The sequence below is a fragment of the Sphaerotilus sp. FB-3 genome (assembly GCF_023706025.1).
Lineage (GTDB): Bacteria > Pseudomonadota > Gammaproteobacteria > Burkholderiales > Burkholderiaceae_C > Sphaerotilus > Sphaerotilus sulfidivorans.
Genome location: NZ_BQWE01000037.1, coordinates 73,926 through 88,786, shown reverse-complemented (window position 1 = coordinate 88,786; position 14,861 = coordinate 73,926). Strand labels below are relative to the sequence as shown.

General features: G+C 70.1%; 13 protein-coding genes. 11 read left to right on the top strand and 2 right to left on the bottom strand.

Annotation, left to right across the window (positions count from 1 at the left end; genetic code table 11):
* Positions 1–282 precede the first annotated feature (282 nt).
* From NFT33_RS14610 to NFT33_RS14580, 7 genes are all read left to right on the top strand, one after another.
* The gene (locus NFT33_RS14610) at positions 283–933 is read left to right on the top strand and encodes a TetR/AcrR family transcriptional regulator (protein WP_251676415.1); all 651 of its coding nucleotides are present in this window, start codon (positions 283–285) and stop codon (positions 931–933) included.
* 95 nt (positions 934–1,028) lie between these two features.
* Positions 1,029–2,831, top strand: a complete 1,803-nt coding sequence (locus NFT33_RS14605) for an acyl-CoA dehydrogenase C-terminal domain-containing protein (RefSeq protein WP_251676413.1) — start codon at positions 1,029–1,031, stop codon at positions 2,829–2,831.
* A 15-nt stretch (positions 2,832–2,846) separates the two neighbouring features.
* Positions 2,847–3,299, top strand: coding sequence for a DUF2147 domain-containing protein (locus NFT33_RS14600; RefSeq protein WP_149504588.1), 453 nt, complete (start codon positions 2,847–2,849; stop codon positions 3,297–3,299).
* Positions 3,300–3,345: 46 nt separating this feature from the next.
* Entirely contained in the window at positions 3,346–5,748 is a 2,403-nt protein-coding gene (locus tag NFT33_RS14595; protein ID WP_251676411.1) for a 3-hydroxyacyl-CoA dehydrogenase/enoyl-CoA hydratase family protein, read from the top strand.
* Positions 5,749–5,771: 23 nt separating this feature from the next.
* Entirely contained in the window at positions 5,772–6,971 is a 1,200-nt protein-coding gene (locus NFT33_RS14590; protein ID WP_251676409.1) for an acetyl-CoA C-acyltransferase, read from the top strand.
* Positions 6,972–7,088: 117 nt separating this feature from the next.
* Entirely contained in the window at positions 7,089–7,862 is a 774-nt protein-coding gene (locus tag NFT33_RS14585; protein ID WP_251676407.1) for an enoyl-CoA hydratase, read from the top strand.
* A 20-nt stretch (positions 7,863–7,882) separates the two neighbouring features.
* Positions 7,883–8,626, top strand: a complete 744-nt coding sequence (locus NFT33_RS14580) for an SGNH/GDSL hydrolase family protein (protein WP_251676405.1) — start codon at positions 7,883–7,885, stop codon at positions 8,624–8,626.
* Between the two features lie 26 nt (positions 8,627–8,652).
* Here NFT33_RS14580 and NFT33_RS14575 read toward each other — a convergent pair whose 3' ends face one another.
* Entirely contained in the window at positions 8,653–9,033 is a 381-nt protein-coding gene (locus tag NFT33_RS14575; RefSeq protein WP_251676423.1) for an acyl-CoA thioesterase, read from the bottom strand.
* 159 nt (positions 9,034–9,192) lie between these two features.
* On the opposite strand from NFT33_RS14575, the gene NFT33_RS14570 reads away from it, so the two are divergent.
* On the top strand, positions 9,193–11,007 hold the full coding sequence (locus NFT33_RS14570; RefSeq protein ID WP_251676403.1) for an ABCB family ABC transporter ATP-binding protein/permease: 1,815 nt from the start codon (positions 9,193–9,195) through the stop codon (positions 11,005–11,007).
* Between the two features lie 40 nt (positions 11,008–11,047).
* Here the strand turns inward: NFT33_RS14570 and NFT33_RS14565 are convergent, their stop codons facing one another.
* Entirely contained in the window at positions 11,048–11,515 is a 468-nt protein-coding gene (locus NFT33_RS14565) for a hypothetical protein (RefSeq protein WP_251676401.1), read from the bottom strand.
* Positions 11,516–11,755: 240 nt separating this feature from the next.
* Between NFT33_RS14565 and NFT33_RS14560 the strand changes: the two genes are divergently transcribed.
* The 3 genes from NFT33_RS14560 (at position 11,756) to htpX (ending at position 14,848) form a co-directional block, all read left to right on the top strand.
* Positions 11,756–12,709 (top strand): LysR substrate-binding domain-containing protein, encoded by a 954-nt coding sequence (locus NFT33_RS14560; protein ID WP_251676399.1) that lies wholly within the window; start codon positions 11,756–11,758, stop codon positions 12,707–12,709.
* A gap of 90 nt (positions 12,710–12,799) precedes the next feature.
* Positions 12,800–13,861: a dihydroorotase gene (gene pyrC, locus NFT33_RS14555; protein WP_251676397.1), complete on the top strand. Its 1,062-nt coding sequence runs from the start codon at positions 12,800–12,802 to the stop codon at positions 13,859–13,861.
* A 102-nt stretch (positions 13,862–13,963) separates the two neighbouring features.
* Positions 13,964–14,848, top strand: coding sequence for a protease HtpX (gene htpX, locus NFT33_RS14550; RefSeq protein WP_251676395.1), 885 nt, complete (start codon positions 13,964–13,966; stop codon positions 14,846–14,848).
* The last annotated feature ends 13 nt before the right edge of the window (positions 14,849–14,861 follow it).

The window sequence follows — 14,861 nt, the reverse complement described above, 5'->3', positions numbered from 1 at the left end:
GCGCTGATTTCTTGCTGTTTCATCCCCTCAGCATCGCTCGGATCTGACACGACGGGTGTTTGGTTTTGTTAGCCGCTCTTAGACCAGAGCGGCCTCCGGCTTCAATCTCGGGCTCTTGACGAGTCAGATGCTGTCAGGCGCGCGGGTCGCAGCGTGCCCGGGCGTGATGCGCGACCGCCGGCCACCGACTAGAGTTTCAACTCTAGGACTTTCAGGGCGCACCCGACTTGCCCTGGACGGGACTTCGATCAGAATAGAACGATCGTTCGTTTTACCGCCACCGTGACCCCTCATCCTCTCGAACACCGGCCGACCCGCAGCGGCTCCCGCGCGGCCCACAAGGGCCAGCAGACCCGCGCGTCCATTCTGGATGCCGCCCTGAACCTGGCGTCGCAGAAGGGGCTCGAGGGCCTGTCGATCGGCCTGCTGGCCGAGACGACCGGCATGAGCAAGTCGGGCGTGTTCGCGCATTTCGGCTCCCGCGAGGAACTGCAGATCTCGGTGATCCGCGAGTACCACGCCCGCTTCGAGGAAGAGGTCTTCTACCCCTCGCTGCGCGAGCCGCGCGGCCTGCCGCGGCTGGAGGCGATGTACCGGCGCTGGCTCAAGCGCGTCAGCGTCGAGATCGACTCCGGCTGCATCTACATCAGCGGCGCGGTCGAGTTCGACGACCGCCCCGGCCCGGTGCGCGATGCGCTCGCCGACATGGTCCGCACCTGGCACACCGGCCTGGTGCGCTCGATCACGATGGCGCGCGAGGAAGGCCACCTGCGGGCCGACACCGATGCCCGGCAGATGCTGTTCGAGCTGCACGGGCTGGTGCTGGCGCTGCATCACGACGCGCGCTTTCTGCGCACGCCCGGCGCGGTGCAGCGCGCCGAGCAAGGTTTCATGAACGTGCTCGATCACTACCGCGCCGCACCGAGCGGCTGAAGACTGAAGCCCCGCGCGGCCCCACCCGATATTCCGGCCGCGCCTCCCTGTTCCGTCGACCGATTCCGACTGTTCTCGATCTGAAGGAGACACAGATGCCCCGCTACGTCCCTCCGCTGCGTGACATGCAGTTCGTCCTGCATGAGCTGATCCAGGTCACCGAGACCTTCAAGGAGATCCCGGCCCATGCCGAGGTCGATGTCGACACCGTCAACGCGGTGCTCGAGGAAGGCGGCAAGTTCGCCGCGCAGGTGGTCTTCCCGCTCAACCGCAGCGGCGACGAGGAAGGCTGCACCCACGACAAGGCCACCCGCGAGGTGCGCACGCCCGCAGGCTATCCCGAGGCCTACGCGAAGTATGTCGAGGGCGGCTGGCCCTCGCTGAGCTGCGACCCCGCATACGGCGGCCAGGGCCTGCCGCATGTGGTCAACCAGTGCTTCTACGAGATGCTCAACAGCGCCAACCAGGCCTGGACGATGTATCCGGGCCTGTCGCATGGCGCCTACGAGGCGCTGCACGCGCACGGCACGCCCGAGCAGAAGGCCACCTATCTGCCCAAGCTCACCAGCGGCGAGTGGACCGGCACGATGTGCCTGACCGAGCCGCACTGCGGCACCGACCTGGGCCTGCTGCGCACCAAGGCCGAGCCGCAGGCCGACGGCACCTACAGGATCAACGGCGCGAAGATCTTCATCTCCGCCGGCGAGCACGACATGGCGGCCAACATCGTGCATCTGGTGCTGGCGCGGCTGCCGGACGCGCCGGCCGGCTCGAAGGGCATCTCGCTGTTCGTCGTGCCGAAGTTCCATGTCGAGGCCGACGGCAGCCTGGGCGCGCGCAACGGCATCTTCTGCGCCGGCCTCGAGCACAAGATGGGCATCCACAGCAACGCCACCGCGCAGCTGGTGCTCGAGGACGCGGTCGGCACGCTGGTGGGCGAGCCCCACAAGGGCCTGCAGGCGATGTTCGTGATGATGAACGCCGCGCGCCTGGGCGTCGGGATGCAGTCGCTCGGCCTGACCGAGGTGGCCTACCAGAACGCGGTCGACTACGCGAAGGACCGCCTGCAGATGCGCGCGCTGACCGGCCCGAAGGCGAAGGACAAGCCGGCCGATCCGATCATCGTGCACCCGGACGTGCGCAAGATGCTGCTGACCGCACGCGCCTACGCCGAGGCCGGCCGCGCGCTGTGCGTGCATACCGCACTGATGCTCGACAAGGAGCTGAGCCACCCGGATGCGGACGTGCGCCGCGAGGCCGCCGACGAGGTCGCGCTGCTGACCCCGATCGTCAAGGCCTTCCTCACCGACAACGGCTGGATCGCCACCTCGGCCTGCATGCAGGTCTTCGGCGGCCACGGCTATGTGCGCGAATGGGGCATGGAGCAGTACGTGCGCGACGCGCGCATCAACATGATCTACGAGGGCACCAACACCATCCAGTCGCTCGACCTGCTCGGGCGCAAGGTGCTGGCCGACAACGGCAAGAAGCTCAAGGCCTTCGGCCGCAGGATCGCCGAGTTCGCCGAAGACGCCGGCGTGCGCGAGGACATGCAGGAGTTCATCAACCCGCTGGCCGACCTGGGCGACAAGGTCACCAAGCTCACCACCGAGCTGGGCATGAAGGCCTTCGGCAACGCCGACGAGGTGGGTGCGGCGGCGGTGGACTATCTGCGTGTGGTCGGCCATCTGGTCTTCGCCTACCTCTGGGCGCGCATGGCGCAGGTGGCGCTCGACCGCATCCAGGCCGACGGCGATGCGGTCGATCCGTTCTACCGCGCCAAGCTGCACACCGCGCGCTTCTACTTCGCCAAGCTGCTGCCCGAGACCGCCGCGCTGATCCGCACCGCGCGTTCCGGCCCGGCCTCGCTGATGGCGATGGACGAATCCCTGTTCTGAAGCGGAGGCCACGCGATGCAACGCTCCCTGATCGCGCTGGCGCTGGCCGGCGCCGCGCTCGGTCTGCCGCCGGGCGCGCTGGCCCAGGCCACGCCCGCCGGCCTGTGGAAGACCATCGACGACGACGGCAAGACCGAGAAGTCGCTGGTGCGCATCACCGAGGCCGGCGGCGTCTTCTCGGCCAAGGTCGAGAAGATCTTCGACCCGGCCAAGCAGGACGCGCGCTGCGAGAAATGCAGCGACGAGCGCAAGGACCAGCCGGTCGTCGGCCTGAGCATCGTGCGCGGCGTCAAGGCCAGCCCGTCCGACCCGGCACTGTGGGACGGCGGCGAGATCCTCGACCCGAACAACGGCAAGACCTACAAGGTCCGCATGAAGCCGGTCGACGGCGGCCGGCGGCTGGAGGTGCGCGGCTACATCGGCGCGCCGCTGCTGGGCCGCACGCAGACCTGGGTCCGCGTCGACTGACGCCCGGACCCTGCGACGACATTTCCCCGGAGACAAGGAAGCACTCATGAGTCGATTCAATGTCCGCCAGGTCGCCGTGCTCGGCGCCGGCGTGATGGGCGCGCAGATCGCCGCCCATCTGGTCAATGTGCGCGTGCCGGTCGTGCTGTTCGACCTGCCCGCGCCCGCCGGCCAGCCCGGCCCGAAGAGCGCCATCGCGCTGAAGGCGATCGAGAACCTGAAGAAGCTCAAGCCGGCGCCGCTCGGTCTCGCCGCCGAGGCCGCGCGCATCCGCGCCGCCAACTACGAGGACGATCTGGCGCTGCTGGCCGAGTGCGACCTGGTGATCGAGGCGATCGCCGAGCGCCTGGACTGGAAGCACGCGCTCTACGAGAAGATCGCGCCGCACATCGCGCCGCACGCGATCCTGGCGTCGAACACCTCGGGCCTGTCGATCACCGCGCTGTCGGAGCCGCTGCCCGAGGCGCTGAAGCCGCGCTTCTGCGGCATCCACTTCTTCAACCCGCCGCGCTACATGCAGCTGGTCGAGCTGATCCCGACGCCGACCACCGAGGCGCGCTCCCTCGACCAGCTCGAGACCTTCGCCACCACCACGCTCGGCAAGGGCGTGGTGCGCGCCAAGGACACGCCGAACTTCATCGCCAACCGCGTCGGCATCGCCGGCATGCTGTCGACGATGCGCGAGGCCGAGCAGTTCGGCCTGTCCTACGACCTGGTCGACGACCTGACCGGCAAGAAGCTCGGCCGCGCCAGCTCCGGCACCTTCCGCACCGCGGACGTGGTGGGTCTCGACACGATGGCGCATGTCATCCGCACGATGCAGGACCAGCTCGGCCCGGACCGCGGCAACGACCCCTTCCACGCCAGCTACGCCACGCCGCCGGTGCTGGCCAAGCTGATCGCGCAGGGCGCGCTGGGCCAGAAGGCGGGCGCAGGCTTCTACAAGAAGGTCGGCCGCGACATCCAGCGCCTCGACCCGGTCAAGGGCGAGTACGTCGCGTCGGGCGCCAAGGCCGAGCCGGTCATCGACCGCATCCTGAAGAAGGCCCCGGCCGAGCGGCTGAAGCTGCTGCGCGAATCGACGAATCCGCAGGCGCAGTTCCTGTGGGCGATCCTGCGCAACGCCTTCCACTACGCGGCGGTGCATCTGGGCTCGATCGCCGACTCGGCGCGCGAGGTCGATCTGGCGATGCGCTGGGGCTTCGGCATGCAGCAGGGCCCGTTCGAGCTGTGGCAGGCGGCCGGCTGGCAGCAGGTCGCCGGCTGGGTGAAGGCGGACATCGACGCGGGCAAGGCGCTCTCCAGCGCACCGCTGCCCGACTGGGTCTTCGACGGCCGCAGCGGCGTGCACACGCCGGAGGGCTCGTGGTCGGCTGCGCAGGGCATGTATCTGCCCCGCCCGGCGCTGCCGGTCTACCGGCGCCAGCATTTCCCAGAAACCGTCGTCGGCGAGAACGCGGTGCCGGCACTCAAGAGTGGCACCGAGGTCTTCCGCAACGAGGAAGTGCGCGTCTGGACGCTCGACGGCGAGGTGCTGATCGCCAGCATCGACTGCAAGCTGCACCTGATCAGCCCGACCGTCACCGCCGGTCTGCTGAAGGCGGTGGAACTGGCCGAGGCGAGCTACCAGGGTCTGGTGATCTGGTCGCCGGACGATGTGTTCTCGGCCGGCGCCAACCTCGAAGCGCTGATGCCGGTCTTCATGAAGGCCGGCGCCAAGGGCATCGCGCCGGAAGAGAAGAAGCTGCAGGACCTGATGCTGCGGGTGCGCTACGCCAGCGTGCCGGTGGTGGCGGCGATGCGCGGGCTGGCGCTGGGCGGCGGCTGCGAGCTGGCGGTGCACTGCGCGCGCCGGGTCGCGGCGATGGAGAGCTATGTCGGTCTGGTCGAGGTCGGCGTCGGGCTGATCCCGGGCGGCGGCGGGCTGGCGTACATCGCGCGCCGCGCCGCCGAGAAGGCCGCGACCGCGCCGGGCACCGATCTGCTGCCCTTCCTGAAGGACGCCTTCCAGGCGGCGGCGATGGCCACCGTCGGCACCAGCGCGCTGGAGTCGCGCCAGCTCGGCTATCTGCAGGACGCGGACGTGATCGTCGCGCACAAGGACGAGCTGCTGCATGTCGCGCTCGGGCAGGCCCGGGCGCTGGCCGACGCCGGCTACCGCCCGCCGCAGAAGTCGCTGATCCCGGTGGCCGGGCGCAGCGCCATCGCCACCATCCGCGCCAGCCTGGTGGCGATGCGCGACGGCGGCTTCATCAGCGCGCATGACTTCCACATCGCCGGCCTGATCGCCGAGGTGGTCTGCGGCGGCGAGGTCGACGCCGGCACGGTCGTGACCGAGGAATACCTGATGGCGCTGGAGCGCCAGCGCTTCTGCGCGCTGCTCGAACACCCCAAGACCCAGGAACGCATCATGGGCATGCTGCAGACCGGCAAGCCGGTGCGCAACTGACGCGGCGACACGGAGAACCCCACATGAGCAAGCAACTGCAGGACGCCTACATCGTCGCCGCCACCCGCACGCCGATCGGCAAGTCGCACCGCGGCTTCTTCCGCCACACCCGGCCCGACGACCTGCTGGTCGCGGCGCTGCGCGGCGCACTGGCCCAGGTGCCGACGCTCGATCCGGCCGCGATCGAGGACGCCATCATCGGCTGCGCGATGCCCGAAGGCCCGCAAGGGCTGAACATGGCGCGCATCGGCGCGCTGCTGGCCGGGCTGCCGAACACGGTCGGCGGCATCACCGTCAACCGCTTCTGCGCATCCGGCCTGAGCGCGATCCAGATGGCCGCCGACCGCATCCGCGTCGGCGAGGCCGACGTGATGATCGCCGGCGGCGCCGAGAGCATGAGCCTGGTGCCGATGAGCGGCTTCAGCCCGAGCTTCAACCCCTCGATCTTCGAGCGCGACGAGAACGTCGGCATCGCCTACGGCATGGGCCTGACCGCCGAGAAGGTCGCGCAGCAGTGGAAGGTGAGCCGCGAGCGCCAGGACGCCTTCGCGCTGGCCTCGCACCAGAAGGCGCTGGCAGCGCAGGCGGCGGGCGAGTTCGACGCCGAGACCACGCCGGTCGAGATCACCGAGCGCACGCCCGACCTCGCCACCGGCGAGGTGCGCGTCAGCACCCGCACGGTCAGCCGCGACGAGGGCGCGCGGCCCGACACCTCGCTCGAAGGCCTGGGCAAGCTGAAACCCGTCTTCGCCGCCAAGGGCAGCGTGACCGCCGGCAACAGCTCGCAGACCAGCGACGGCGCAGGCGCCCTGATCCTGGCCAGCGAGCGCGCGGTGCGCGAGCACAACCTCCAGCCGCTGGCGCGCTTCGTCAGCTTCGCCAGCCGCGGCGTGCCGCCCGAGATCATGGGCATCGGCCCCATCGCGGCGATTCCGGCGGCGCTGAAGTCGGCCGGGCTGCAGCTCGGCGACATCGACTGGATCGAGCTGAACGAGGCCTTCGCGGCGCAGGCGCTGGCGGTGATCGACACCGTCGGGCTCGATGCGGCCAAGGTCAACCCGATGGGCGGCGCGATCGCGCTCGGCCACCCGCTGGGCGCCACCGGCGCGATCCGTGCGGCCACCGTCATTCACGCGCTGCATCGCCGCCAGCTCAAGTACGGCATGCTGACGATGTGCGTCGGCACCGGCCAGGGCGCGGCCGGGATCTTCGAGCGCGTCTGACCTTGGCGCTGGCTCCGGCCGGCGCCCTGCTGGCCGCCGCCTCCGACCGATCGGATGCGGCGGCCGCGTCTTTTCCAGCCCGGGAGCTTAAGATTCCCGATTGCCCAGGAGACTTCGATGAGCATCCCCACCATTCGCACCGCGACGCTGAACGGCGTGGCCACGATCGAGATTGCACGCCCCGAGAAGAAGAACGCGCTGACGCTGGCGATGTACGAGGCGATGGCCGAGGCGTTGCGCGCCGCGCAGGCCGAGCCGTCGGTGCGTGCGGTGCTGATCACCGGCCAGCCCGGCATCTTCACCTCCGGCAACGACCTCGAGGACTTCATGCAGCGCCCGCCGCAGGGCATGGACTCGCCGGTCTTCCGCTTCATGGAGGCGCTGCTCGACTGCGACAAGCCGGTGGTGGCGGCCGTCACCGGCGCGGCCATCGGCATCGGCATGACGATGCTGCTGCACTGCGACTTCGTCTATGTCAGCGACGAGGCGCGGCTGGCGATGCCCTTCGTCGGCCTGGGCCTGGTGCCGGAGTTCGGCGCCAGCCTGCTGGTGCCGCAGCGCCTGGGCCCGATGCGCGCGGCCGAGAAGCTGCTGCTCGGTGACCCCTTCACCGGCTCGGAGGCCGCCGAGCTGGGCCTGGCCAACGCGGTGCTGCCCGCCAGCGAGGTGGTCAACCAGGCCCGGCGCGTGGCCGAGCGCTTCAACCAGCTGCCGCCGGGCGCGGTGCGCGAGAGCAAGCGCCTGATGCGCGCGCCGCAGCGCGAGCAGCTGCGCGCGGTCATCGCCACCGAGGCCGAGCTGTTCGCCGCCCGGCTGCGCAGCCCGGAGGCGCAGGAGGCCTTCCAGGCCTTCTTCCAGAAGCGCCAGCCGGACTTCTCCCGCTTCGCCTGAGGCCGACCGACCCGATGCCGATGCTGGCGCTTGCCCGGATCCTGCTCGCACCGCTGCTGCTCTGGCAGGGGCGGCAGGTGCGGCGCCGGGTGCCGAAGCTGCCGGAGGCGAGCGGGGCGCGACTCGGTCTGATCGGATCGGATCACGCCGGCCATGCGGCGCCCCGGCTGCGGCTGCTGATCGTCGGCGATTCCTCCGGGGCCGGCGTGGGCGCCAGCACCCAGGACGAGGCGCTGGCCGGCCGGCTTGCGCAGGCGCTGGCCCGGCGGCTGCAGGCGCCGGTGGCCTGGCAGCTGGTCGCCCGGACCGGCTGGACCACGCCCGAGGCCGCCGCGGCACTGCGCACGCTGGCCGCTCAGGGGCGGCTGCCGCCTGCGGACGTGATGGTGACCGCGCTGGGCGTCAACGACGCGATCGCCGGCACCTCGCCGGCCCGCTGGATTCGCCAGATGAGCGCGCTCGAGGCCTGCGCGCGCGAGCTGGCCGGCGTGCAGCTCAGCGTGGTGTCGGCCGTGCCGCCGATGGCGCGCTTTCCCGCCCTGCCCCAGCCGCTGCGCCGCCTGCTGGGCGCCTCGTCCCGGCGGCTGGACCAGGCGCTGCAGCGCTGGGCGGCCGACTCGGGCGCGCGACTGCATGTCGAGATGCCGGTCGCGCTGCGGCGGGAGTCGCCGGAAGCCCTGATGGCCGCCGACGGCTTTCACCCCGGGCCGGCGCTGTACCGCGTCTGGGCCGAGGCGCTGGCGACGCAGATCGTCGCGGACTGACCCTCGAGCCCGGCGCTTGCGGGCGCTCAGCCGCCGCTGGCCGGGGGTGCGGGCGGCGCAGGCACCGCCACAGGCAGCGGCCTGGGCCGGCCCTCGCGGTCGATCGCGACATAGGTCAGGCTGGCCTCGGTCACCTTGACCACCCGGGGCTCGGCCGGATTGCGCTCGGCGTAGACCTCGACCTGCACGCTCACCGAGGTGGTGCCGATGCGGGTCACGGTGGCGTAGAAGCTCAGCAGATCGCCGATCGAGACCGCATTGCGGAAGACGAACTGATTGACCGCCACCGTGGTGATGCGCCCGCGCGCGATGCGCGCCGGCAGCACCGCACCGGCAATGTCGACCTGCGCCATGATCCAGCCGCCGAAGATGTCGCCATTGCCGTTGGCATCCGACGGCATCGGCATCACCCGCAGCACCAGCTCGCGCTGATACGAGCCGGGGGCGCCGCCCAGGCCGGGCGGCTCGCCCGCACCGGCCGGGCCGGCGGCGTCAGGGCAGGAAGTCCTCGTTTCAGTCACACTCATTCATTTCACCTCGCCGGTATTGTCCCGGATCGAACCCCGATGCGCCGCGGCACCCTCGACCCCTCTCCCGCCGACTCCTCCGCCCCGCCCCGCAGCGACTGGACCACGCTGCGCCGGCTGGTGCCCTATCTGTGGGACTACCGCGCACGCATGGCGCTGGCGCTGATCTTCCTGGTCGCGGCGAAGGCGGCCAATGTCGGCGTGCCGCTGCTGCTGAAGGAGCTGGTCGACCAGCTCGCCCTGCCGGCCGGCGATCCGCGTGCGCTGGTGGTGGTGCCGCTGGGGCTGCTGCTGGGCTACGCGGGCCTGCGCTTCTCGACCACCGTCTTCACCGAGCTGCGCGAGCTGGTCTTCGCCAAGGCGACCCATGGCGCGGCACGGCGCATCGCGCTGGAGGCCTTCGAGCACCTGCACGCGCTGAGCCTGCGCTTCCACCTCGAGCGCCAGACCGGCGGCATGAGCCGCGACATCGAGCGCGGCACCCGCGCGCTGCAGTCGCTGGTGAGCTACTCGCTCTACACCATCGTGCCGACGCTGGTCGAGCTGGGGCTGGTGCTGACGCTGCTGGGCACGCGCTTCGACATGGGCTTCGTCTGGATCACGCTGGCGGCGCTGCTGGTGTACGGCGCCTTCACCATCGGCGTGACCGAGTGGCGCACGCGCTTCCGCCGCGAGATGAACGAGCTGGACTCGAAGGCCAACGCCCGTGCGGTCGATGCGCTGCTGAACTACGAGACGGTCAAGTACTTCAACAACGAGGCCTTCGAGGCGCGCCGCTACGACGAGGGCCTGGACGCCTACCGCCGCGCGCAGATCAAGTCGCAGGGCACGCTGTCGCTGCTCAACGCCGGCCAGCAGTTCGTCATCGCCGCCAGCCTGGTGGCGATGCTGTGGCGCGCCACCAGCGGCGTGGTGGCCAGGGAGCTGACGCTGGGCGACCTGGTGATGGTCAACGCGCTGCTGATCCAGCTCTACATCCCGCTGAACTTCCTGGGCGTGCTCTACCGCGAGATCAAGCAGAGCCTGACCGACCTGGGCCGCATGTTCGGCCTGCTCGAGCGCGAGCGCGAGGTCGCCGACCGGCCGGGAGCGCCGGCGCTGGCGGTCGCGCAGGGCACGGTGCGCTTCGAGCATGTCGGCTTCGCCTACCACCCGGAGCGGCCGATCCTGCATGACGTCTGCCTGGAGATTCCGGGCGGGCAGACGGTGGCGGTGGTGGGCCCCTCGGGCTCGGGCAAGAGCACGCTGGCGCGCCTGCTCTACCGCTTCTACGACCTGCCGCAGGGCCGCATCACCATCGACGGCCAGGACATCCGCGAGGTCACGCAGGACAGCCTGCGCCGCGCCATCGGCATCGTGCCGCAGGACACGGTGCTGTTCAACGACACCATCGGCTACAACATCGCCTACGGCCGCCCGGGCGCCAGTCCGGCCGAGGTCGAGGCCGCCGCCCGCGCCGCGCACATCCACGACTTCATCGCCGCGCAGCCCCGGGGCTACGAGACGGCGGTGGGCGAGCGCGGCCTGAAGCTCTCCGGCGGAGAGAAGCAGCGGGTGGCGATCGCGCGCACGCTGCTGAAGAATCCGCCGATCCTGATCTTCGACGAGGCGACCTCGGCGCTGGACTCGGCCAACGAGCGTGCGATCCAGGCCGAGCTGGCCAGCGCCGCACGCGGCAAGACCGCACTGGTGATCGCGCACCGGCTCAGCACCGTGGTCGACGCGCACCGCATCGTCGTGCTGCAGCACGGCCACATCGCCGAGCAGGGCACGCACGCCGAGCTGCTGGCGCAGGACGGTGTCTACGCCCGGATGTGGCGGCTGCAGCAGCAGGGCAGCGACGGCGCGGCCTGACCGGGCCCGGGCGCCAGAGCCGGCTGATGCACTGCCGGTGTCAGCGCCAGCGACTGGCCTCGCCCGACGCGCGCCGCGACTCATGGCGCGGCAGCTGCATGCCCAGCAGCCATTCGGCATGGCTGACCTGGCCGGGGCGGGTGCGCACCGCCCGATAGCCCTGACGCAGCAGCCGCATCAGAAAGCGCCGATTGGCCGACGGCGCCAGCAGCATCTGACCGATCAGCGGCAGCGCCAGGCAGAACAGCACCATGGCCCAGTCGCCCCGCCGGGCCAGCTCGATCGGGCCCAGCAGCAGCACGGCGCGCGAGTAGCCGATGCTCACCAGCTCGTCGCGCCCGGTCAGGGGATGCCGCATCAGCAGCGGGCAGCGCGACGCCAGCGCCGACGGATCGGCCTCATCGGGCAGCCGGGAGTGCACCTCGTCGTCCTGCAGGCGGGACGGCTGCGGATTGGAATGACGGGACAGATCGACCGCGGCCCGTCTTTTCAGTGAAGTTGCATTCATTTTGGAAGGCGATCCGGCTGAAAGCGGAGTTCACCTGGGCGAGAAACCCATCCATCGGTCCGGAGATGCCCATCATCTCCGCCCCCCGATCGAGGATTCATTTTTTTCATTCAAGGAAGGTCAGCCGATGCTAATCAATCCTTGTCGATTTAAAAGATCAATCACCCCCCAGAATTGATGGGGAAGTTGTGAGAGTCGTCAAAGATTTCCCGGGGTCGGACAGCCCGCTACACTGCCGCGGTGGAGACCAAATGGCTTGAAGACTTCGTCAGCCTGGCCGAGACGCGCAGCTTCTCGCGTTCGGCCCAGCTGCGGCATGTGACCCAGCCGGCGTTCTCGCGCCGGATCCAGGCGCTGGAGGCCTGGGCCGGCATCGACCTGGTCGACCGCTCGTCCTATCCGACCCGGCTCACCTCGGCAGGCCAGACGCTGCTGCCGCAGGCGCTGGAGATCCTGGGCAGCCTGCAGGCCGCGCGCAACCTGATGCGCGGCCACCAGACCTCCAGCCAGGACATGATCGAGTTCGCGGTGCCGCACTCGCTGGCCTTCACCTTCTTCCCGCACTGGGTGATGGAGCTGCGCCAGCGCTTCGGCGCGTTCAAGAGCCGGCTGGTCGGCATGAACGTGCATGACGCGGTGATGCAGCTCACAGAAGGGTCCTGCGACCTGCTGCTGGCCTATCACCATGCCTCGCAGCCGCTGCAGCTCAACCCGCAGCGCTACGAGCACCTGAGTCTGGGCACCGAGACGCTGGCGCCCTACGCCCGCGCCGGCAGCGACGGCGAGCCGCTGTTCCGGCTGCCCGGCCGCCAGAACGACCGCGTGCCCTATCTCGGCTATGCCTCCGGCGCCTACCTGGGCCGCATGGTCGACCTGCTGCTGAAGCAGTCCAGCGACGCGCTCTACCTCGAGCCGATCTACGAGACCGACATGGCCGAGGGCCTGAAGGCGATGGCGCTCGAGGGCCACGGCCTGGCCTTCCTGCCGGCCAGCTCGGTGCGCAAGGAGGTCAGCGTGCGCCGTCTGGTGCCGGCCGGTCCGCGCCAGGCGCAGCAGGCCTTCGAGGTCACCATCGAGGTGCGGCTGTACCGTGAGCGCCCGGAGGTGTCGCGCCACAACAAGCCCGCCGCCCAGGCGCTGTGGGACTTCCTGAAGCTGGATCTGCAGCGCCGCCAGACCACGCCCAGCGGCTGAACAGCGCCCGGAACAGCGCCCGGCGATAGCCCTTCAATCCCGACTCCCGTCGGGCACGCGTGCGGCCGCCTTGGGCCAGAATCCGGGGTGATGAACACGACCGCCCTCCCCCCGACCGCCGCTGCGTCGCTGACGCTGACCCGCCCCGACGACTGGCATCTGCATGTGCGCGACGGCGCCGCGATGGCCGCGGTCGTGCCGCACACCGCGCGCCAGTTCGGCCGCGCGATCATCATGCCCAATCTGAAGCCGCCGGTGACCACCGCCGCGCAGGCGGTGGCCTACCGCGACCGCATTCGCGCCTGCGTGCCCGCAGGCGTCGACTTCGAGCCGCTGATGACGCTCTACCTGACCGACAACACGCCGCCCGACGAGATCCGCCGGGCCCGCGAGGCCGGCGTGGTCGCGCTCAAGCTCTACCCGGCCGGCGCCACCACCAACAGCGACGCGGGCGTCACCGATATCCGCAAGACCCACGCGACGCTGGAGATGATGCAGCGGGAAGGCCTGCTGCTGCTGATCCACGGCGAGGTGACCGATCCGTCCGTCGATGTCTTCGACCGCGAGGCCCGCTTCATCGAGCAGGTGATGGAGCCGCTGCGCGATGCCTTCCCTGAGCTGAAGATCGTCTTCGAGCACATCACCACCCGCGACGCGGCGCAGTATGTCGCCGAGGCCGGCCCGAACATGGCCGCCACGATCACCGCGCACCATCTGCTCTACAACCGCAACGCCATCTTCACCGGCGGCCTGCGCCCGCACTACTACTGCCTGCCGGTGCTCAAGCGTGAGGAACACCGCCGCGCGCTGGTGGCCTCGGCCACCTCGGGCAGCCCGAAGTTCTTCCTCGGCACCGACAGCGCGCCGCACGCGGCGCACCTGAAGGAGCACGCCTCGGCCTGCGCCGGCTGCTACACCGCGCTGTCGGCGATCGAGCTCTATGCCGAGGCCTTCGAGCGCGCCGGCGCGCTCGACCGCCTGGAAGGCTTCGCCAGCCTGCACGGCCCGGCCTTCTACGGCCTGCCGGTCAACACCGGAACGATCACGCTCAGGCGCGAGCCCTGGCAGCTGCCCGAGACCCTGCCCTACGGCGACGCCGAACTCAAGCCGATGGGCGGCGGCGAGACGCTGAACTGGCGCCTGGCGGACTGAGAAGCGTCCGAGCCGCCTCCTGCTTCTTGTTTCTTGCCCCTTGCCTCTTGACAGACCGGGGCTGCGTCCGCAGATGGTGTTTCAGAACGTGAGGAGTCCCGAGTGAAACGCATCTTCCTGTTCCTGCTCACCAACCTGGCCGTGATGCTGGTGCTGGGCATCGCCTCGAGCGTGCTGGGCATCAACCGCTATCTCGACGCGCAGGGGCTGAATGTCGGCGTGCTGCTGGTGTTCTCGCTGTTCATGGGCTTCACCGGCGCGATCGTCTCGCTGCTGATGAGCAAGCCGATGGCGAAGTGGAGCACCGGCGCGCAGGTCATCAACGACTCGAACGATCCGATGCACCGCTGGATCGTCGGCACGGTGGCCCGCTTCGCGCAGAAGGCCGGCATCGGCATGCCCGAGGTCGCGATCTACGACGGCGAGCCCAACGCCTTCGCCACCGGCGCCTTCCGCGACTCGTCGCTGGTGGCGGTCTCCACCGGGCTGCTGCAGAGCATGACCCGCGAGGAGGTCGAGGCGGTCATCGGCCACGAGGTCGCGCATGTCGCCAACGGCGACATGGTGACGCTGACGCTGATCCAGGGCGTGGTCAACACCTTCGTGGTCTTCATCTCGCGCATCGTCGGCTATGTGGTCGACCGGCTGATCCTGAAGAACGACAAGGACGCGCCCGGCATCGGCTACATCGCCACCACGATCGTGATGGATCTGGTGCTGGGCGTGCTGGCCTCGATGATCGTGGCCTGGTTCTCGCGCCAGCGCGAGTTCCGCGCCGACGCCGGCGCGGCCAGCCTGATGGGCGACCGCCGCCCGATGATGCATGCGCTGGCCCGCCTGGGCGGCCTTGATCCGGGCGAGATGCCCAAAAGCCTGGCGGCGATGGGCATTTCCGGCCGGCCGAGCGGCTTCATGGCGCTGTTCTCCAGCCACCCGCCGATCGAGGAGCGCATCGCCGCGCTGCAGCAGATGAAGGCCAGCCGCTGAAACGGCGGCCGCC

What these genes read in the sequence shown, in the direction of transcription:
- NFT33_RS14585 (WP_251676407.1), top strand. Translation starts at nt 7,089, where the DNA reads ATGAGCATCCCCACCATTCGCACCGCGACGCTGAACGGCGTGGCCACG.
- NFT33_RS14590 (WP_251676409.1), top strand. Translation starts at nt 5,772, where the DNA reads ATGAGCAAGCAACTGCAGGACGCCTACATCGTCGCCGCCACCCGCACG.
- pyrC (WP_251676397.1), top strand. Translation starts at nt 12,800, where the DNA reads ATGAACACGACCGCCCTCCCCCCGACCGCCGCTGCGTCGCTGACGCTG.
- NFT33_RS14600 (WP_149504588.1), top strand. Translation starts at nt 2,847, where the DNA reads ATGCAACGCTCCCTGATCGCGCTGGCGCTGGCCGGCGCCGCGCTCGGT.
- NFT33_RS14575 (WP_251676423.1), bottom strand. Translation starts at nt 9,033, where the DNA reads ATGCCGATGCCGTCGGATGCCAACGGCAATGGCGACATCTTCGGCGGC.
- NFT33_RS14595 (WP_251676411.1), top strand. Translation starts at nt 3,346, where the DNA reads ATGAGTCGATTCAATGTCCGCCAGGTCGCCGTGCTCGGCGCCGGCGTG.
- NFT33_RS14570 (WP_251676403.1), top strand. Translation starts at nt 9,193, where the DNA reads ATGCGCCGCGGCACCCTCGACCCCTCTCCCGCCGACTCCTCCGCCCCG.
- NFT33_RS14580 (WP_251676405.1), top strand. Translation starts at nt 7,883, where the DNA reads ATGCTGGCGCTTGCCCGGATCCTGCTCGCACCGCTGCTGCTCTGGCAG.
- NFT33_RS14565 (WP_251676401.1), bottom strand. Translation starts at nt 11,515, where the DNA reads ATGAATGCAACTTCACTGAAAAGACGGGCCGCGGTCGATCTGTCCCGT.
- NFT33_RS14605 (WP_251676413.1), top strand. Translation starts at nt 1,029, where the DNA reads ATGCCCCGCTACGTCCCTCCGCTGCGTGACATGCAGTTCGTCCTGCAT.